Raw genomic sequence first — 18,298 nt, 5'->3', positions numbered from 1 at the left:
GATATGTCTGATAACATCCAAAATTTTGATCTTACCCGTCGTTTATTCTTACAAAGTAGCGCATTAGGCCTAACTGCGACAGCAAGCAGTCTATTATTACCGAAATCTGCTCTAGCCGAACCTAAAGTATCGGCAGCGATAAAAATTGTTATTGCCGGCGGCGGTGCAGCCGGACTTGCCACCGCCTCTCGTTTAGCCGAACGATTGGATGAAAAAGCCGAAATCATCGTAATCGAGCCGAACAAACACCATATCTATCAACCGGGCTTTACCCTAATTGCTGCAGGATTAAAACCTGCCGATTATTCGGTATCCGATACCGGTGACTATCTTCCGCCTCAAGTGAAATGGATTGAAGCTAAAGTGGAAGAATTTAACCCTGATGCGAACCAAGTGCGCTTATCTAACGGTGAAAATTTAAACTACGACTATCTGTTCGTAACCACCGGTCTAAAACTGGATTATGACGCCATCGAAGGAATGGATACCAAATTAATCGGTACTAACGGTTTAGGCAGTATCTATCATAGCCGTCGGTGCGGAAAAAACTTGGAAATTGCTCGATGAGTTTAGCCGTAAAGGCGGAAATGCCGTATTGCTCCGTCCGAATACCGAAATGAAATGTTCCGGTGCGCCGCTAAAATATACTTTTATTGTGCGTGATTATCTCCACCGTCGCGGTACATTGGCTAAATCGCATATCAGCTACAACAGTAATAACGGCTCGTTCTTCAGTGTGCCGATTGTTTCTGAAAAAGTACGTATGATGTTCGAAGCGCGCGATATTCACTACCACTATCATCGTATTTTAAAAGCGATTGATCCTGCCAAACGTATTGCTACCTTTGAAAGTAAAGACGAAGGTAAAGTAGAACTGCCGTACGATTTTATCAATGTTATTCCGCCGCAAGTCGCACCTGATGCCGTTCGAAATTCACCGTTGGCATGGCAAACCGGTCCATGGAAAAACGAAGGTTGGATGGAAGTATCGAAAAGTACGCTACGCCATGTCCGTTATCCGAATGTATTCGGGGTAGGCGATATTGCCGGCGTACCGAAAGGCAAAACCGCCGCCAGTGTAAAATGGCAAGTGCCGGTTGCGGTCGATCACTTAATCTGTGAGTTACAAGGCAAAGAAAGCCAATTGATTTACAACGGTTACACCTCTTGTCCATTGATCACCGAAGTCGGACGAGCGATGTTAGTCGAATTTGATTATAACAACAATTTGCAACCGTCTTTCCCGGGAATTATCCATCCGTTAGAAGATTCGTGGACAAGCTGGTTGCTCGAAATATCGGTTTAAAACCGACTTATCTCAGTATGTTACGCGGTAAAGCTTAAGGAGCGGAAAATGAACAGTTTAGAATTAACGATGGTAATTGCCGTCGTACAAGAAATGTTGGCATGGGCATTTTACCCGTTATTAATTTTAGCCGTAATATTAACCGTGGCTTTAGTCATTTTGCTTATCAAAGAAAAAGGCTTTCATCTCAAACGCTTAGTACAAGCGGAGGTCGTCGGTTTAGTCGGCGGCTTTATCGGCGTTCTCGTGCTGTTTTGGCTGACCCAATCCGGCTTATCCGATATCGGCGCGCCTATCGATGCTTTCGCATTGCTCGGTACCTATGCGGTGAATTTCTTCGGTTTTGCCGTACTGTATTACACCGTTAAAGGTTGGCTATTTAAAAACTAAACAAAGAAGGAACTATGTTAAACGAAGTAAATCCGGCACCATCGGCGGAAAATCCGACAAGCGGTCAAAAATTGGCGAATTTCCCCGTCCCCTTTTTGCCAGTGTGATGGGACTCAGCGGACTGACGATTGCTTGGTATAAGGGGCATGAAGTCCTAAATTTACCTAGTGAGATCAGTGACGGTTTGCGTTATCTCACCACGTTGATTTGGCTGCTACTGTTCGTTATCTATCTGTTTAAAGGCATTCGCTTTCCGCAACAAGTTAAAGCGGACAGTATGCATCCGATCAAAATGAACTTTTTAACCGCCATTTCTATCGGCTTACTGTTATTGTCGGTGGCATGGAAGCCGGCTTCAATAGCGGTTTCGCAAAGTTTATGGATGGTCGGAGCTATCTTACATTTAGGTTTTACTTTCTTTGTAGTGGATCGCTGGATTTTCAAAAGCCAATTTAAATTGGCGCAAATAACACCGGCGTGGTTTATTCCGGTCGTCGGTAATATTATCGTGCCGGTAGTGGGGGTTAATTACGCACCTAGCGATGTAAACTGGTTCTTTTTCAGTATCGGTTTTCTGTTCTGGATTGTATTGCTGACTCTCGTATTACATCGAATGTTCTTCGCTGATCCGCTACCGACTAAACTGAATCCGACCCTGTTCGTTTTAATCGCACCGCCCGCGGTCGGTTTTATCAGCTATACCAAATTGGTGGGTGAACTCGTGCCGTTCGGTCAAATATTGTACTTCTTTGCGATGTTTTGGACGCTATTTTTAGCTCTGAAAGTACGTGTGTTTTTAAATACGCCGTTCTTCCTCTCGGCATGGGGCTACTCTTTCCCGCTGGCGGCATTCAGTATCGCCAGCCTTGAGATGAGCGGTTTAGCGAATATAGAAACGGCACTTTATTACCGTATTATCGGTTCGGTTATGCTGATTATCAGCACACTTATTATCACTTATCTAACTGTGAGAACGTTGCGGGAAATAATTAACGGTAGCGTTTTCCAACCCGATTAACTCAATGCAAATACAAGGAGCAAATTATGTTTACTAACTGGAAAGAACAAACACAAATTACCAAACAAGCATTCGGTAAAATGGCGCAAGCTCATCCGAAAATGTTACAAGCAATGGGTGCTTTAAATGCGGCATCGGCAGAAGAAGGGCTGGACGCGAAAACTCGCGAATTAATTGCGCTTGCCGTTGCTATTACTACACGCTGTGAAAGCTGTATTAGCGTTCATGCAGAAGCGGCAATTAAAGCAGGCGCAACCGACAAGGAAATTGCTGGTGCGTTAGCGACTGCTATCGAAACTAATGCAGGCGCGGCTTACGCTTATGCGTTAAGAGCTTTTGAAGCGGTAGAAACCCAACGTTAATTTAATATTGAATCCCCCAAATAAAAGCGGTGAAGTTTACAAATTCTTTTGCAAATTCCACCGCTTTTCTATAGTTTTTCTAAATAGCTACGCCCGCCTAATGCACTAACTTGACGCATAATCCACGCTTGCCGTTTACGCATGGTCGGCCCCGGTTTATTCACCCGAAACACTAACGGATTAGGTAACGAAGCGGCTAATAAAGCCGACTCTTGTAAAGTCAGATCTTTCGCACGTTTTTTAAAGAAGTGCTTCGCTGCCGCTTCTACGCCAAAGATACCGTCGCCGAATTCAGCGATATTTAAGTACACTTCCAGAATACGGCGTTTGCCCCAAGCATTTTCCATCACGAAAGTGAGCGGTAATTCAATACCTTTTCGCAACCAACTTTGTCCGTGCCATAAAAACATATTTTTAACAGTTTGCTGAGAAATGGTGGAAGCACCTCGTACTTTTTTCGACTTGGCATTGCGCTGTAATGCAATTTCAATCGCTTGTAAATCAATGCCGAAATGACTTTCGAATTTTTGATCTTCCGAAGCAATCACCGCCATCTGCATTTGCCAAGCGATTTTATCTAAACTGACCCAATCATATTGGATTTTATAATTATCACCGGCAATCAAATGCTCAACTTTTTTCTGCGCCATATAAGCGGAAAATGGCACGGGTAATACCGAAAAAATCATCAAAAACGTAACGAAAGCACCACCAAGCCCCGCCCCTAAACGGCTTGAGCCGAACCACAACCAACCGGCTTTCGAGCCAATCTCCTGCGGAATAAAAAACTTGAGAATTTTACGGCATAAGCATTTGATCAAACTAAACATGGTGACTGACTTCTTTTTGCGTTTTCGTTTACGCTTTGCCATTAAGTTTCTCGTTTAACCACTCAATAAATTGCGGCTCCAATGTTTTCAGCATATTAGAAGCGCGCGTAATGGTTGCGGCACTAGTGTTCAAGTTTTGCTGAATTTCTCTTTGCGGCACTTCACCTTTTAATAACTCTGCAACAATTTGCACACGTAGACCTAAAGAGTTACGTTCATCTGCCGTTAAAAACGAGGTAAAAAACTGTTCTAATTTATCTTCTGCCACCGCCTGTTGCAATAAAACCATAAACTGTTGCCACTCTTGCGGATCACGTTGACTATAAAGAATTTTCATTGAACCTCCAAAATAAGGAAAGCGGTCTGATTTTGGCAAAATTTTGCGAAAATAAAACCGCTAGTAAAATAAATTATTTCTTAGATTTTTTACCGCCACGTTGGTCATCTAACTCAGTGCCTTTCGGTACGCTAAATTTGAACAAATCAGACGATACGCCACCACCGGTAATATTACGTAATACGTATAAATTGCTCTGTCCGTCTCGTTCAATGGTACTGAAACCTTTTAACATACCGCTTTGATCAATACGCACATCAAACTGCTTTAAATTACTTTTTTTCGATTTCGGTTTTAACACAAACGTATCTGCATTTTGCGTCACATCATATTGATCCCAGTGGCTTTTATCGCTACTGGTTAATAACACGAACGGCGTATTATTTACCGCATCTTGCACCGTATTCACCGTCACTTGTGAAACAAACGGGTCGTAAAACCATAAATTCGCACCGTCCGAAACAATTAAATTTTCCTGTGGCGATTTAGTATCCATACGGAACAAATTCGGGCGTTTTACTTGGAATTTACCTTTACCCGATTGAATTTGTTTACCTTTGCTTGAACGCACCGTTTGATCAAAATCCGCACTATATTGGCTAACTTGCTCTAAACGTCGTTGTAATTCGGCAACTGACTGCGCATCAGCAAAAGCTGCGCCAGTCATAGAAACTAAGGCAAAACCTAATAATGATTGCTTAATTAATTTTTTCATTTTTTGTTCCTTCTATCAAAGAGAATCAAGTGCCTCTTTGACAACCTATTCTGTAAAAGTTTCACAAAGCTCGTACTAGCATAACGATACAATAAAATAAGCCAAACACCAAGAAGCATTCGGCTTTTATTTTATTGATTAATTATTTTTCACAAAATTAATGCGCTTCGTCCCAATTATCTCCCACACCGACTTCGGCAATTAACGGCACTTTAAGCTGAATCGCTTTTTCCATTTCCGCTTTAATTAATTGGCTGTAATGTTCCACCAACTCTTCTTTCACTTCAAACACCAATTCATCATGCACTTGCATAATCATTTTGATATTTTCATCACCTCGAATCGCTTTATCAATGCCAATCATTGCGACTTTAATAATATCCGCCGCAGTGCCTTGCATTGGTGCATTGATCGCCACACGTTCCGCCGCTTTACGGCGCATTGCATTACTGGACTTAATTTCCGGTAAATATAAACGTCTGCCGAAAAGCGTTTCTACATAACCTTTTTTACTCGCACTTTCACGAATATCGGTCATAAATTGTTGCACCGCCGGATAACGTTGGAAATAAAGTTCCATATATTTTTTCGCATCGGCACGTGAAATGCCTAGCTGGTTTGATAAACCGAATTCCGACATACCGTAAATTAAACCGAAATTAATCGCCTTAGCACTACGGCGTTGCTCACTGGTTACTTGATCCAACGCTAAACCGAAAATTTCCGCTGCCGTTGCACGGTGAATATCTTTGCCTTCGGCGAAAGCGGTAATCATACCTTCATCATTCGCCAAATGTGCCATAATACGCAACTCGATTTGCGAATAGTCGGCGGCAACAATTTTATAACCGTCGCGAGCAATAAATGCCTGACGAATACGTCTGCCTTCCTCATTACGGATCGGAATATTTTGTAAATTCGGATCGCTTGACGAAAGACGACCGGTTGCCGTTACCGCCTGATGATAAGAAGTATGCACTCGACCCGTTTTTTGATTAATCATTAACGGTAACTTATCGGTATAAGTCGATTTCAACTTACTTAAACCACGATGTTCCATTAGTAATTTCGGCACTAAATGCCCTTGCCCCGCTAATTCATCCAACACTTCTTCATTGGTAGAAGGCGCACCTTTCGGTGTTTTTTTCAAGACAGGCAAACCAAGTTTAGTAAATAAAATTTCCTGTAATTGTTTAGTAGAAGCAAGATTAAAGACTTCGCCCGCTTCACTATGCACTAACTGTTCCAACTCGCTCAAGCGTTGTTCAATTTCTACCGATTGTGCAAGTAATTTTTCCGGATCAATCAATACACCGTTACGCTCAATGCGAGAAAGCACTTCAACCAACGGCATTTCAATTTCATTAAACAATTTAACCAATGTCGGCGCTTTCTCTAATTCCGGCGCAAGCACTTGATGTAATTTCATCGTCACATCCGCATCTTCCGCCGCATATTGTGAAGCGACATCAATCGCAATTTTATCGAATGTCAGCTGATTTTTACCTTTACCGGCAATTTCTTCAAACTCAATCGTCTTATGCCCTAAATAACGATCCGCCAATTCGTCCATATTATGACGACCTGTGCTATTTAGCGTATAAGATTCCAGCATCGTATCAAATGCAACACCTGCCACCTGCACGCCGTGATTCGCAAAAATGGTCAGGTCATATTTAATGTTTTGCCCGATCTTTTTCACGTCCGCATTTTCTAATAGCGGCTTAAGTTCGGTTAAACAAGCGGTCAAATTTAGCTGCTTTTTTGCAAGTTCAAAACTTGTGGTGGTTTCTGCTTCTGCCTGCTCGGCGAACAGATCACTTTGCTGAGGCTCAAGCGTTACCTGTTCTTTGTGCGTTAGCGGAATATAGCAGGCATCCCCGTTAGCCAAACCGAATGAAACCCCAACTAAATTTGCCGACATAGAATCTAAATTATCGGTTTCAGTATCCACCGCCACTAATTTTACTTGGTTGATCTTTTCAATCCAAGACTGTAACTGTTCCATTGTCGTTACCGTTTCATATCGGCTACGATCAATCTCCACTTTTGCAAAAGTTTGCTCGGTTTCGACCGCTTGTGGTACTGAAGCAGTCGCTTGATAATTGTTAGGGATTTTTTCCTCTGAATTCTGCGTGACGGGGTTAGCGTCATTCATCACTTCATTCAGCCAACGTTTGAATTCATAACGCCCGAACAGCTCAACTAATTCGTCACGCTTTTGCGGTTGCACCACTAATTGTTCATGGGTGACTTCCAATTCAACATCGGTCTTAATCGTGGCAAGCAAATAAGATAGAGCCGCCGCGTCTTTCTCCGCTTCTAATTTCGGTGCAAGTGTTTTAGCGCCACGGAACGAAAGCGTAGCCACTTGATCCAAATTCGCATAAATCTCTTTTAATGAGCCGATTCCTTGCAACAAACCTAATGCGGTTTTCTCACCGACGCCTTTTACTCCGGGAATATTATCCGAAGCGTCGCCTTGCAATGCTAAATAATCAATAATCAGCTCCGGTGGAATACCGTACTTATCAATCACACCTTCACGATCAAGCAAAGTATTGTTCATCGTATTAATCAGCATGATATGATCGTTCACCAATTGTGCCATGTCTTTATCGCCGGTACTGATTAACACATTTTTACCGGCATTCGCCGCCTGCACCGCAAGCGTACCGATCACGTCATCCGCTTCCACACCTTCAATTGAAATCAACGGGATACCTAACGCTTTAATAATCGTATGTAACGGTTGCACTTGCGCACGCAAATCATCCGGCATCGGCGGACGGTGCGATTTATATTGTTCGAACAACTCGTCACGGAAGGTTTTCCCCTTCGCATCAAAAACCACTGCAATATGACTCGGCTCAACCTGGGCAACCAAACTTTTCAGCATATTTAACACACCGTACATCGCCCCTGTCGGCTCACCGTTTTTATTAGTCAGCGGCGGAAACGCATGAAACGCACGATAAAGATAAGAAGAACCGTCCACAAGAACGAGCGGATTTTGAGCAATTGTAGCCATTTTAACCTTTATTCTAGAAGTGAGAATTGCTGTGATTATAGCGGATTTTTCTACTTAAATCTGAAGAAATCGACAACTTTTCGAGTTATATCGAAAAAATCGTTTTTGCCGATTGAAGAATAAAAGGAAAAACCTATTCTCAATTTATCTGATTTAAATTTGTATATACAAAGGTAAAAAATGCTGATAATCTCACATCAAATTTATTTAAAATTGATTCAAAAGCATAGACTTTCTGATCCGGAAACAGAAATTCTCGAAGCATTTTCAAATATAAACGGACAATTTCTAATCGACACACGTGAAGAACATTTGAGCGAACCGCCAACAGAATGGTTTATTGCCGAAACCAATAGGGGAATAAAACTCAAAGTCTGTTTTATTCGAAAAAATAATGATATTTACATTCGAACAGCCTATCGCCCAAATGCGGAAGAAATTCGAATTTACGAAAAATATAAATAGAGGTAAGTATGCAAAATATTGAAAAGTGGGAGAACAGAGAACTTGGGCAAGATGAAAAATTTGTACAACGTTCAACTCATACAACACCGGAAATGCTAGACGAATTATTGGCTTTACAGCCAATCTCAATTCGCTTATCTAAGGGATTAATTCAAGATCTCAAAGATATCGCCCAACTTCACGGGCTAGGCTATCAACCTCTAATCAAACAAATCCTAACCCGTTTCGTTGAGTCTGAAAAACGAATGTTAGCTAATGAAAAGATTCAAGAAGATCTCGCCAAATTACATAATTCAGCTTAAACACAAGCGGTTAAATCCCCTTTAAATTTTGCAAATTTTTCGGAGAATTTAACCGCTTGTCATTGAGATATTTTAGTTAAGATTTTGTTGCCGTTTTCATCACGCTAACAAATTTCGCTAATTCACTAAGTAATTGAGTTTGGCTATCTAAATTCCGTTCAATAATTTTCACAATCGCCGATCCGGAAATCGCACCGTCACAGCCAAGCGCTAATGCTTCTTTGACTTGTTCAGGTTTAGCAATTCCAAAGCCTTGCAAAATCGGGGCGGAATTTGACCGCTTGAGGCTTTCAATAAGGTTATCTAAATTTTTGGCGTGAGCTTGGTTCTCGGCACTGGTTACACCGGCACGAGAAACCAAATAGGTATAGCCTTCAGTTAAACGTGCAATACGTTCAATCGTTGCCTGATCCGCATTCGGCGGACAAATAAAGACTGATTGAATGCCGTGTTTTTTCGCTGCTTGAGTAAATTCTTCGGAGGCAAGTACCGGCACATCAGCAATTAACACTGCATCAACGCCGCTTTCGGCACAACGGTTAAAAAATACGCCTTGAGTTGGTACGAAAACTAAATTAGCACAAAGTAGCAAGCCGATTGGAATTTCAGGATATTTTGAGCGAATTTTGGCAATCATTTCAAAACAGGCATCGGTGCTGTAACCACCGTCTAATGCACGTTTATTTGCGGCTTGAATCACCGACCCGTCTAACAAAGGATCAGAAAATGGAAAACCAAGTTCTAACGCATCCGCACCGTTGGCTATCAATGTTTCGATAATTTCAAACGAACGATCAAAATCCGGATCACACAGGGTAACAAACGGCACAAATGCCCCTTCGTTTTTCGCTTTTAAATTAGCAAACAAAGTATCAAAACGGCTCATATTAGTTTCCCCCATTTAAAATTTTATCTACGGTAAAAATATCTTTATCGCCACGACCGGAAAGATTGACGACTAACAGTTGTTCTTTATCCGGATTCTGTGCAATTAATTTCAGCGCATAAGCCAATGCATGTGAACTTTCTAATGCCGGAATAATACCTTCATGTTGTGCTAATGCTTGGAAAGCATCTAACGCTTCTTGGTCGGTAATTGAGACATACTCTGCTCGTCCAATTGAATTGAGGTAAGCATGTTGCGGTCCGACTGACGGGAAATCTAAACCTGCCGAGATCGAATAAGATTCCTCGATTTGTCCGTCCTTAGTTTGCATAATTGGCGATTTCATTCCGAAATAAATGCCGGTGGTACCATGTTTAAGCGGTGCGCCGTGTTCGCCGGTTTCAATGCCTTTGCCAGCCGGTTCTACACCGATTAGCTGCACGCTTTTTTCCTCAATAAAATCCGCAAACATACCGATGGCATTCGAGCCACCGCCAACCGCAGCAATCACCGCATCCGGTAAGCGGTTCTCTTTTTCTAATATTTGTCGTTTGGTTTCTTCGCCGATCATTTTCTGAAATTCACGCACCATGGTCGGGAACGGGTGCGGGCCTGCCGCCGTACCGATTAAATAATGTGTCGTTTCATAGTTTGCCGCCCAGTCACGCATTGCTTCACAGCAGGCATCTTTTAATGAACAAGAGCCTTTTTGTACCGGAATCACTTCTGCACACATCAAACGCATACGGAATACATTCGGTGATTGGCGTTCCACATCTTTCGCCCCCATATAAATGACACAAGGTAAATCTAACATTGCACACGCCAATGCGGTCGCCACCCCGTGTTGCCCAGCACCGGTTTCCGCAATAATACGAGTTTTGCCCATACGCTTTGCTAACAGGGCTTGCCCTAATACTTGGTTAGTTTTATGTGCGCCGCCATGTAACAGATCTTCACGTTTAAGATAAAGTTTGGTTTTACTTCCTTTGGTGAGATTACGGCAAAGCGTTAATGCGGTCGGACGACCGGCGTAGTTTTTCAGTAAGTCGGTAAATTCCGCTTGGAAAAGCGGATCATTTTGCGCAGCAACAAATGCCTCTTCGAGTTGTTTTAAGACCGGTACGAGAATTTCCGGAACATACATTCCGCCAAATTCGCCGAAATAAGGATTAAGAAGTGTGTCTGACATAACGTGTTCTCTCTATAATAAATATTATGTACTATTAAAATAGTACATAACTTCACGATATGCAAGTAAAAATTTATGATGATGAATTAAAGAAGAGAAATATTGGTGTAAGAACGGTTTGAAACCTTATAACTCAATGAGTTATAAACTCCCCTCTTTAGCAAAGAGGGGTAACAAGTTAGAAATTAACCTCTTGCCACCGCAAGTGGTGAGAAAGTTTGTGCGGTCGGCATCACTTCAATACGGTTAATATTAACGTGTTCCGGTTGTTGGTTTAGCCATAACACAATATTGGCAATATCTTCCGGTGCGACATAGTTCACGTTTTCATATACTTTTGCGGCTTTGTCGTCATCGCCTTTAAAGCGTACGTTCGAAAATTCCGTACCGCCGCATAAACCAGGTTCTACATTGGTTACACGTATTTTCGTACCGGCTAAATCCGCACGTAAATTGAGGCTAAATTGTTTCACGAAAGCTTTAGTACCGCCATAAACGTTACCGCCCGGATAAGGATAATTACCGGCGATTGAACCTAAATTGATAATATGTCCGCTATTACGTTCAACCATTTCCGGTAAAATCAAGCGAGTAACCGTCACAAGCCCTTTAATATTAGTGTCGATCATTTGATACCAATCTTTTAAATCGGTTTTATAAGCCGGTTCCAACCCTAATGCCAATCCGGCGTTATTGACTAATAAATCGACCGCTTGCCAGCCTGCCGGACGGTTATTTAACGCCTGAGTGGTTGCCGCATCATCACTGACATCAAACGCAAGCGGTAAAAAATTATTGCCAAATTGTGAATGTAATTCGTCAAGGCGTTCCTTACGTCTGCCGGTACCAATCACTTTATAACCTGATTGAATCAATAATTTACAAATTGCTAAACCGAATCCTGCCGTTGCACCGGTCACTAATGCTGTTTTCATTGTGTTTGTCCTCTTATCATTTTTAAATCATATAAATAACAAGCGGTCATATTTTGCAAATTTTTCACAAAATACAACCGCTTGTTAGCTTAAACCTCATCAATCACAAATTCAAACCAATCTATCACATCTTTTTCGTGAATGCCGTTTGGAATGAGAATATTCGCTTTTTTTACCGATTGCGGATCGTTAGAGATCAACGGATGCCAATCAAATAACGGCTTACCTTCATAAAGTAAACGATAAGCACAAGTTTTCGGCAACCAACCGAAATCAGGCAAATTTTTCTTGGTTAATTTGGTACAATCCCGTTCAATTTTGAAACGATTCGGATAATTGGTACAACGTCCGTTATCCACGTCCAGTAAATTACAAGCGACCGAAGTATAATACAAACGCTCTCGCTTTCCTCTGCCTTGAATATATTTGCGGTAACAACATTTTCCACAACCGTCACACAATGCTTCCCATTCCGCATCATTCATTTCAAGTAGGCTTTTTGTCTGCCAAAAGTTCGGGGTTAATTGATTCGTCATCTTTTTTTGTTAAATAGCCGTTACAGTTCTTTATTTTAAATGTATTTTAGCATATTCTAGCGGGGTTTTAAAAAAGCAAACGTTTGCGCTTATTTTTTTGGAGGAACGCATGAAAAGCGATGTAGAAATTGCTCAGGCGGCGACTATGCAGCCGATTCACAAAATTGCTGAAAAGCTAGGTTTAAATGCCGATCAAATTGAACAATACGGCAAATATAAAGCAAAAATTAACCCTACAGATGCGTTTAAATTACCGGCTAAAAACGGTAAATTAATTTTAGTGACTGCGATTAACCCGACGCCGGCAGGCGAAGGCAAAACGACCGTCACTATCGGTTTAACCGATGCGTTAAATCAACTTGGTAAAAATGCTGTGGTTGCGGCACGTGAGCCGTCGTTAGGTCCGGTATTCGGCGTGAAAGGCGGTGCGGCCGGCGGCGGTTATGCACAAGTATTGCCAATGGAAGATATCAACCTACACTTTACCGGCGATTTCCACGCCATTACCAGTGCCAATAACCTCTTAGCAGCGTTATTGGATAACCATATCTACCAAGGCAATGCGTTAAATATTGATACCAAACGTGTGTTATGGCGACGTGTTATTGATATGAATGATCGTCAATTACGTAACGTATTGGGGGGTTTAGGCAATCCGACCGATGGCGTGATTCGTCCGGACGGTTTCGATATTACCGTAGCTTCAGAAGTGATGGCAATTTTCTGTTTAGCGAAAGATCTTGCTGATTTAAAAACGCGTTTAGGTAATATCTTAGTCGCTTACACTAAAGATAAACAGCCGGTTTATGCGAAAGATTTAAATGCGCATGGGGCAATGGCGGCATTATTAAAAGATGCGATTAAACCGAATTTAGTACAAACGATTGAAGGCAGCCCTGCCTTTATTCACGGTGGCCCGTTTGCCAATATCGCTCACGGTTGTAACTCGGTTACCGCAACACGTTTAGCATTACATTTAGGTGATTATGCAGTAACAGAAGCCGGTTTCGGTGCGGACTTAGGTGCAGAAAAATTCTGTGATATTAAATGCCGTTTAGCTGATCTTAAACCGGATGTAGCTGTGGTCGTTGCCACGGTAAAAGCGCTGAAATATAACGGCGGTGTTGAAAAAGCGAATTTAGCTGAAGAAAATTTAACCGCTTTACAACAAGGTTTACCGAATCTGCTTAAACATATCAGTAACCTCAAAAATGTATTCGGCTTACCGGTTGTGGTCGCATTAAACCGCTTTGTGTCAGATACTGATGCAGAATTAGCCCTAATTCAGACCGCTTGTGCGAAACAAGGCGTGGAAGTATCGCTCACTGAAGTTTGGGGTAAAGGCGGCGCCGGTGGTGTGGACTTAGCACAAAAAGTGTTAAAAGCGATTGATGAACAAGAGAACCGTTTTAATTTCGTCTATGACGTAAATGAAAGCGTGCAAAACAAGATCAAAGCGATCGCACAAAAAATCTATGGTGCGGATGATGTGAATTTTAGTGCCGAAGCCTTAGCGGAAATTAAAAATCTGGAAAAATTAGGTTTAGATAAATTACCGATTTGTATGGCGAAAACACAATATTCATTAAGCGATAATGCCAAATTACTCGGTTGCCCAAGCGGTTTTACCGTTACCGTACGTAGTATTAGCGTCTCTGCCGGTGCCGGCTTTATCGTTGCGATTTGCGGTAGCATTATGCGTATGCCGGGCTTACCGAAAGTGCCGGCGGCAAATCGTATTGATGTGGATGAAAACGGTTTGATTACCGGTTTATTCTAACCATAACGCTTACAAAAATCCCCGCCAAATGCGGGGATTTTTTATAGGATAATTTGCAAAAAAGCAGTGAAAAATGACCGCTTGGATGCGTGCAATCTGTCAGATTTAACGAATCACGACTGCAGTGCCGGTTGCGACCACAATAAACATACCTTTATCGCCGCCCATTGATTGATATTCCATTGAAACACCCACCAGTGCATTGGCACCGACACGTTTCGCTTCTTTTTCCAATTCGGCTAACGCTTCTTGTCTGGCACTATTTAACTTGCTTTCGTAAGCGCCCGAACGCCCGCCAATCACATCGGTAATACTCGCAAAAAAATCACGAATAAAATTCGCACCGGAAACCACTTCGCCAAACACTAAACCTTTATATTCAGTGATTTGATGACCATCAATTGTTGGTGTGGTGGTAATAATCATATTTTCTCCTCGTAAACGTGACTTCGCTTACTTTAGTAACTGTTGTTTTAATACATCCAATGCAATCGCACGGTGTGAAATTTGCTTTTTCTCGCTGGTTTCCAACTCGGCAAAACTACAATTTTTAGGCGGGTAGAAAAACAGCGAATCATAACCAAAACCGTTTTGACCGCGTTCTTCACGTAAAATTTCACCGAAACATTCGCCTAAGGCAATTTTCGGTGTCGGATCAGTTTCGTGTTGCAGAAAAACGATACAACTTACAAATTTCGCCCCACGTTTTTCATCTGCAACATTTTGCAGTTCGGCTAATAATTTTTGGCGATTCGCCTCATCATTACTGTCTTCCTCCGCATAACGGGCGGAATAAAGCCCCGGTGCACCGCCAAGCGCATCTACCGCTAAGCCCGAATCGTCCGCAATTGCCGGTAATCCGGTCATTTTTGAAGCATAACGTGCTTTTAACAACGCATTTTCGACAAAAGTTAAACCGGTTTCTTCCGGTGATTCGATACCGAATTCACTTTGCGCCACCACATCAAAGCCAAATTGCGCTAATACATCCGCCATTTCTTTGACTTTACCTTTATTGCCTGTGGCTAATACGACTTTAGTTCGTTCCATTTAATGATCCTTTTGCAAAAATTTGATAAAAAATGACCGCTTATTCAATGCCTTTTTGATAAGACATCATCAATAACGTACGCCATTTGTCCTGCCCTTGTTCATCTTTGCCCATATTGGCAATATGCGGAAATCTGCCCCACTGTTCAAAACCGTGCTTACGCATTAGATTTTGGCTGATTTGATTCAATTCGAACACGTATGCCATCAGAGTATGAATATTATGTTTCAACATTTCCGCTTGCATAAACTTGATGATCTTCGAACCGTAGCCTTTACCTTTAGCACTACCGTCTAAATAAATACTAATTTCAGAGGTATGCACAAACGCCGGTCGCTCGTAAAACGGCGAAAAGCTAAACCAGCCGGCAATGCCGTTTTCATCTTCTACCGTCCAAATCGGGTATTGTTCGCTGGTTAAATGAAAATCAAACCAAGCTCGACGATTAATCGGGGTCGCCAATTCCAAATCCGCCGTAATTTGATGAGTCGGAATCGCTTGATTGTAAATATTTAAAATGGTTTCGAAATCCGCTTCCGTCGATTTTCGAATCTGCATTTAGTGCCTTCCTTTATAAAAATTATGCGGTAATCATATTCGGTAATACGACCACTACTTCAACACCGCCTTCCGGACGGTTTTTAATACTGAATTCGCCTTTTAATTCTGCCGCGCGTTCTTTCATGATTGTCAGCCCGTAATGCCCTTCCGGCTCAATATCGCTTGCAATCCCCTTGCCGTTGTCACGAATAATTAAGCAATGCTCGCCGTCCGCATTAGTTTCGGCAATCACATCGATTTCGCTCGCATTAGCATGTTTAATCGCATTAATCACCGCTTCACGTACAATTTGCAGTGCATGCACTTGCTGCTGCGCACTAAAAATTTGCGAAGGGAGTTTGCAATTCAAACGAATCTGAGCCGATGTTCGGATTCTTAATGAGTCCAACACTCGTTCCAATGCATGCGTAAGATTAGCTTCTTCTATCGTTAAACGGAATGTCGAAAGCAATTCGCGCAATTGACTATAGGCTTCGTTCAGAGCCTTTTCAAAATCGTTTAAAATGACTTTCTGTTTGTCCCAATCTTGTTTAACTTCGCCGTTACGCTTTAATAAGCTGACTTGAATTTTAAAAAACGTCAGCGACTGCGCCAACGAATCATGCAGTTCTCTCGCAATAATCGAACGCTCTTCCATTAATAACAACTGCTGTTGTTGCTTTTGTACCTGCAGTACGTAAAGACTGCGCCCTATCATTTCCGATACGTTTTGGATTAAACGCTCATCCGGACATAAAAGTGACGGTTTCCAACGCAATAAAGCCAGCTTTTCATTTTCAATCGCAATTTCATTAAACTGCCAATCTTGTTCCGGCGCATTATCAATGGTTACGTTCCAATAATCCGCACCATAGACCTGAATTTCGATACCGCGTAATTGTTCGTTATCCAAAATCGTTTGTAATACTTTAAATAGTACGCTTTGATTGACCGGTTTGGCGGTTAGTAATTGAGAACATTGGAAAAGTACCAATAACGAGCGATTAACCGCCATTAAACGTCGCGTTTTATCTTCCACTTTTTCTTCCAAAGAAGCGTAAAGTTTAGCCAGCTCGCTTGCCATCTGCGTAAAAGCGGACGAAAGAAGACCGAGTTCGTTAGGATCGTCCACCGCCAATCGGATATGATCAAAATCTTCGTTTTTCACTTGTCGGCTTGCCGTGACCAATTGATTAAGCGGAGTAATAATACGTTTACGGGTGTACCATACGCCGAAATAGGCTAACGCAATAATCAGTAACATCGACACGGCAATTACGCCGATTGCCACTTTTAATTTCAGTTCGACAAATTCCTGTAACTGCCAAACAAAATTATTCACTTGATTCGCATAGCCTTCTATGTTGGCTTCATAGGCGTTTCTATCCCGCTTAACGATAAAAGACTCCATTTCCAGCCAGTTTTTTTGCAACTTGGCATAAGCCTCCGTAACCTCTTTCGGCAATAAACACTTATGTTCTAAAGAGTCTTGAATCTCCGGCGAATTTAAACTTTGGCGATATTCGGCTAGACGAGCCGGAATAGATTGCGGATGATGTTCCATTTCATAAAGAAAACGGTAACTCTGCATTCGCAACGAACCGGAGACATTAATCAGCCCCGCATCCGATTTATTACTCCACATAATACTGAGTGAAATGCCGCTGATTAAAGAGGCAAAAGCAATCATCACCAGAAAATAGAATCCGATACGACGAGCGATGGAATATTTAGAATAATTAACCGGTTTATTCATTATAAATTAAGTAATTCCGTTAATGTTTTCGCAATACTGTCTTCACTATTGGAACCGATGGTTTTATCGGCGCGCTGCTTGACTTCTTCTTCCGAATCCCCCATTGCAATGCCGAGTCCGACAAGCTCCAGCATCGAAATATCGTTAAAATTATCACCGAAGGCAATCACATTTTGCGGTTCGAGACCTTCCATTTTCAGTAATTCCGCTAACATTGCGCCTTTACTATTACCTACACTGGTAATATCCACTCTATCCACCCAAGACCATTCCGGACTAAATTGATCAAGCGGTAACTTTTTAACGAAATTTTGCATTTTTTCCAAATTCGGATCACTAATCAGCACTTTCCAAACCGTCGTTCCCTTATCGATTTCTTGCTGAAAACTTTCCAATTGATAAACGTTAGGACGAACGGATTCTGGGCAAGAAGCAACCCATTGCTGTAATTTTGCAAAATGCGGATTTAGTTGTTCGTAAGTCATTGCATCGCGAAAATAAACGGCGGTATGAATTCCTTGCGATTTAGCATCATTAATCAGATGAGAGGCTTGCTCCGCCGTTAGCGGTTTACCGGATAGCACCTTATCATGCTGAAAATCATATAAATAAGTACCGTTACAACACACTACCGGCGTATCTAACCCGATTTCCGCATAATACGGGCGAACGGCCGTATGATGACGTCCCGTTACGAAGAAAACTTTTATACCTTTTTCACGTGCCTTTTTGATCGCTTGTTTACTGGATTCGAGAATGGTTGCGCGGGGATTAAGAAGGGTTCCGTCGAGATCGAAAGCAATAGCTTGATAGGTCATAAATTTTCTCCTGCATAAACGTAAAAAAGGCTACTTTATAAAGTAGCC

General features: G+C 42.0%; 19 protein-coding genes and 1 pseudogene. 7 read left to right on the top strand and 13 right to left on the bottom strand.

Annotated features, from left to right (window positions below; all coding sequences use genetic code 11):
• The first annotated feature begins 3 nt into the window (after nt 1-3).
• From DRF63_RS11395 to DRF63_RS02545, 4 genes and pseudogenes are all read left to right on the top strand, one after another.
• A pseudogene (locus DRF63_RS11395) lies at nt 4-1,344 on the top strand (NAD(P)/FAD-dependent oxidoreductase).
• A 10-nt stretch (nt 1,345-1,354) separates the two neighbouring features.
• Nucleotides 1,355-1,696 (top strand): DUF5368 family protein, encoded by a 342-nt coding sequence (locus DRF63_RS02555; RefSeq protein ID WP_005596610.1) that lies wholly within the window; start codon nt 1,355-1,357, stop codon nt 1,694-1,696.
• A gap of 106 nt (nt 1,697-1,802) precedes the next feature.
• A complete protein-coding gene (locus DRF63_RS02550) occupies nt 1,803-2,714 on the top strand; it encodes an SLAC1 anion channel family protein (RefSeq protein ID WP_005596609.1) in 912 nt (303 codons plus the stop codon).
• A 26-nt stretch (nt 2,715-2,740) separates the two neighbouring features.
• Nucleotides 2,741-3,076, top strand: coding sequence for a carboxymuconolactone decarboxylase family protein (locus tag DRF63_RS02545; RefSeq protein WP_005596608.1), 336 nt, complete (start codon nt 2,741-2,743; stop codon nt 3,074-3,076).
• A 68-nt stretch (nt 3,077-3,144) separates the two neighbouring features.
• Here DRF63_RS02545 and mtgA read toward each other — a convergent pair whose 3' ends face one another.
• The 4 genes from mtgA to polA form a co-directional block, all read right to left on the bottom strand.
• Nucleotides 3,145-3,906 (bottom strand): monofunctional biosynthetic peptidoglycan transglycosylase, encoded by a 762-nt coding sequence (gene mtgA, locus DRF63_RS02540; protein ID WP_005596607.1) that lies wholly within the window; start codon nt 3,904-3,906, stop codon nt 3,145-3,147.
• Between the two features lie 28 nt (nt 3,907-3,934).
• Nucleotides 3,935-4,243 (bottom strand): trp operon repressor, encoded by a 309-nt coding sequence (gene trpR, locus DRF63_RS02535; protein ID WP_005596606.1) that lies wholly within the window; start codon nt 4,241-4,243, stop codon nt 3,935-3,937.
• 73 nt (nt 4,244-4,316) lie between these two features.
• Nucleotides 4,317-4,958, bottom strand: coding sequence for an outer membrane lipoprotein periplasmic chaperone LolA (gene lolA, locus DRF63_RS02530; RefSeq protein WP_005596604.1), 642 nt, complete (start codon nt 4,956-4,958; stop codon nt 4,317-4,319).
• 157 nt (nt 4,959-5,115) lie between these two features.
• Nucleotides 5,116-7,989, bottom strand: coding sequence for a DNA polymerase I (gene polA, locus DRF63_RS02525; protein ID WP_005596603.1), 2,874 nt, complete (start codon nt 7,987-7,989; stop codon nt 5,116-5,118).
• Between the two features lie 180 nt (nt 7,990-8,169).
• Here polA and DRF63_RS11215 point away from each other — a divergent pair, with 180 nt between their 5' ends.
• Nucleotides 8,170-8,454 carry a BrnT family toxin gene (locus tag DRF63_RS11215; protein WP_005609858.1) on the top strand — a complete coding sequence of 95 codons (285 nt, stop codon included), beginning with the start codon at nt 8,170-8,172 and terminating at the stop codon, nt 8,452-8,454.
• Nucleotides 8,455-8,462: 8 nt separating this feature from the next.
• Entirely contained in the window at nt 8,463-8,756 is a 294-nt protein-coding gene (locus tag DRF63_RS02515; protein WP_005596601.1) for a hypothetical protein, read from the top strand.
• A 76-nt stretch (nt 8,757-8,832) separates the two neighbouring features.
• On the opposite strand, the gene trpA is transcribed toward DRF63_RS02515, so the two are convergent.
• From trpA to DRF63_RS02495, 4 genes are all read right to left on the bottom strand, one after another.
• The gene (gene trpA / locus DRF63_RS02510; RefSeq protein WP_005596600.1) at nt 8,833-9,642 is read right to left on the bottom strand and encodes a tryptophan synthase subunit alpha; all 810 of its coding nucleotides are present in this window, start codon (nt 9,640-9,642) and stop codon (nt 8,833-8,835) included.
• A gap of 1 nt (nt 9,643) precedes the next feature.
• On the bottom strand, nt 9,644-10,834 hold the full coding sequence (trpB, locus tag DRF63_RS02505) for a tryptophan synthase subunit beta (RefSeq protein ID WP_005596599.1): 1,191 nt from the start codon (nt 10,832-10,834) through the stop codon (nt 9,644-9,646).
• A gap of 185 nt (nt 10,835-11,019) precedes the next feature.
• Nucleotides 11,020-11,769, bottom strand: a complete 750-nt coding sequence (locus DRF63_RS02500; protein ID WP_005596598.1) for an SDR family oxidoreductase — start codon at nt 11,767-11,769, stop codon at nt 11,020-11,022.
• An 89-nt stretch (nt 11,770-11,858) separates the two neighbouring features.
• Nucleotides 11,859-12,305 (bottom strand): YcgN family cysteine cluster protein, encoded by a 447-nt coding sequence (locus DRF63_RS02495; protein ID WP_005596597.1) that lies wholly within the window; start codon nt 12,303-12,305, stop codon nt 11,859-11,861.
• Between the two features lie 109 nt (nt 12,306-12,414).
• On the opposite strand from DRF63_RS02495, the gene DRF63_RS02490 reads away from it, so the two are divergent.
• Nucleotides 12,415-14,085 carry a formate--tetrahydrofolate ligase gene (locus DRF63_RS02490; protein WP_005596596.1) on the top strand — a complete coding sequence of 557 codons (1,671 nt, stop codon included), beginning with the start codon at nt 12,415-12,417 and terminating at the stop codon, nt 14,083-14,085.
• Between the two features lie 105 nt (nt 14,086-14,190).
• Here DRF63_RS02490 and DRF63_RS02485 read toward each other — a convergent pair whose 3' ends face one another.
• From DRF63_RS02485 to DRF63_RS02465, 5 genes are read right to left on the bottom strand one after another with little or no spacing between them, the layout of a single operon-like run.
• Entirely contained in the window at nt 14,191-14,511 is a 321-nt protein-coding gene (locus DRF63_RS02485; RefSeq protein WP_005596594.1) for a YbjQ family protein, read from the bottom strand.
• 27 nt (nt 14,512-14,538) lie between these two features.
• Nucleotides 14,539-15,135: an RdgB/HAM1 family non-canonical purine NTP pyrophosphatase gene (gene rdgB, locus DRF63_RS02480; RefSeq protein ID WP_005596592.1), complete on the bottom strand. Its 597-nt coding sequence runs from the start codon at nt 15,133-15,135 to the stop codon at nt 14,539-14,541.
• Between the two features lie 40 nt (nt 15,136-15,175).
• Nucleotides 15,176-15,694 carry a GNAT family N-acetyltransferase gene (locus DRF63_RS02475; RefSeq protein ID WP_005596590.1) on the bottom strand — a complete coding sequence of 173 codons (519 nt, stop codon included), beginning with the start codon at nt 15,692-15,694 and terminating at the stop codon, nt 15,176-15,178.
• A 22-nt stretch (nt 15,695-15,716) separates the two neighbouring features.
• Nucleotides 15,717-17,432 carry a nitrate/nitrite two-component system sensor histidine kinase NarQ gene (gene narQ, locus DRF63_RS02470; protein WP_005596587.1) on the bottom strand — a complete coding sequence of 572 codons (1,716 nt, stop codon included), beginning with the start codon at nt 17,430-17,432 and terminating at the stop codon, nt 15,717-15,719.
• Nucleotides 17,432-18,250, bottom strand: a complete 819-nt coding sequence (locus DRF63_RS02465) for a pyridoxal phosphatase (RefSeq protein WP_005596585.1) — start codon at nt 18,248-18,250, stop codon at nt 17,432-17,434. Before DRF63_RS02465 ends, narQ begins: the two co-directional genes overlap by 1 nt.
• Nucleotides 18,251-18,298: the final 48 nt, after the last annotated feature.

This window comes from Actinobacillus pleuropneumoniae (genome assembly GCF_003290385.1).
GTDB lineage: Bacteria > Pseudomonadota > Gammaproteobacteria > Enterobacterales > Pasteurellaceae > Actinobacillus > Actinobacillus lignieresii.
Note: the sequence above shows the minus strand (reverse complement) of the source record. Positions and strands in the feature narration are given on the sequence as shown.

Coding starts and splice junctions, on each gene's coding strand:
- DRF63_RS02555 (WP_005596610.1), top strand. CDS start 1,355: ATGAACAGTTTAGAATTAACGATGGTAATTGCCGTCGTACAAGAAATG.
- DRF63_RS02550 (WP_005596609.1), top strand. CDS start 1,803: ATGGGACTCAGCGGACTGACGATTGCTTGGTATAAGGGGCATGAAGTC.
- DRF63_RS02545 (WP_005596608.1), top strand. CDS start 2,741: ATGTTTACTAACTGGAAAGAACAAACACAAATTACCAAACAAGCATTC.
- mtgA (WP_005596607.1), bottom strand. CDS start 3,906: ATGTTTAGTTTGATCAAATGCTTATGCCGTAAAATTCTCAAGTTTTTT.
- trpR (WP_005596606.1), bottom strand. CDS start 4,243: ATGAAAATTCTTTATAGTCAACGTGATCCGCAAGAGTGGCAACAGTTT.
- lolA (WP_005596604.1), bottom strand. CDS start 4,958: ATGAAAAAATTAATTAAGCAATCATTATTAGGTTTTGCCTTAGTTTCT.
- polA (WP_005596603.1), bottom strand. CDS start 7,989: ATGGCTACAATTGCTCAAAATCCGCTCGTTCTTGTGGACGGTTCTTCT.
- DRF63_RS11215 (WP_005609858.1), top strand. CDS start 8,170: ATGCTGATAATCTCACATCAAATTTATTTAAAATTGATTCAAAAGCAT.
- DRF63_RS02515 (WP_005596601.1), top strand. CDS start 8,463: ATGCAAAATATTGAAAAGTGGGAGAACAGAGAACTTGGGCAAGATGAA.
- trpA (WP_005596600.1), bottom strand. CDS start 9,642: ATGAGCCGTTTTGATACTTTGTTTGCTAATTTAAAAGCGAAAAACGAA.
- trpB (WP_005596599.1), bottom strand. CDS start 10,834: ATGTCAGACACACTTCTTAATCCTTATTTCGGCGAATTTGGCGGAATG.
- DRF63_RS02500 (WP_005596598.1), bottom strand. CDS start 11,769: ATGAAAACAGCATTAGTGACCGGTGCAACGGCAGGATTCGGTTTAGCA.
- DRF63_RS02495 (WP_005596597.1), bottom strand. CDS start 12,305: ATGACGAATCAATTAACCCCGAACTTTTGGCAGACAAAAAGCCTACTT.
- DRF63_RS02490 (WP_005596596.1), top strand. CDS start 12,415: ATGAAAAGCGATGTAGAAATTGCTCAGGCGGCGACTATGCAGCCGATT.
- DRF63_RS02485 (WP_005596594.1), bottom strand. CDS start 14,511: ATGATTATTACCACCACACCAACAATTGATGGTCATCAAATCACTGAA.
- rdgB (WP_005596592.1), bottom strand. CDS start 15,135: ATGGAACGAACTAAAGTCGTATTAGCCACAGGCAATAAAGGTAAAGTC.
- DRF63_RS02475 (WP_005596590.1), bottom strand. CDS start 15,694: ATGCAGATTCGAAAATCGACGGAAGCGGATTTCGAAACCATTTTAAAT.
- narQ (WP_005596587.1), bottom strand. CDS start 17,432: ATGAATAAACCGGTTAATTATTCTAAATATTCCATCGCTCGTCGTATC.
- DRF63_RS02465 (WP_005596585.1), bottom strand. CDS start 18,250: ATGACCTATCAAGCTATTGCTTTCGATCTCGACGGAACCCTTCTTAAT.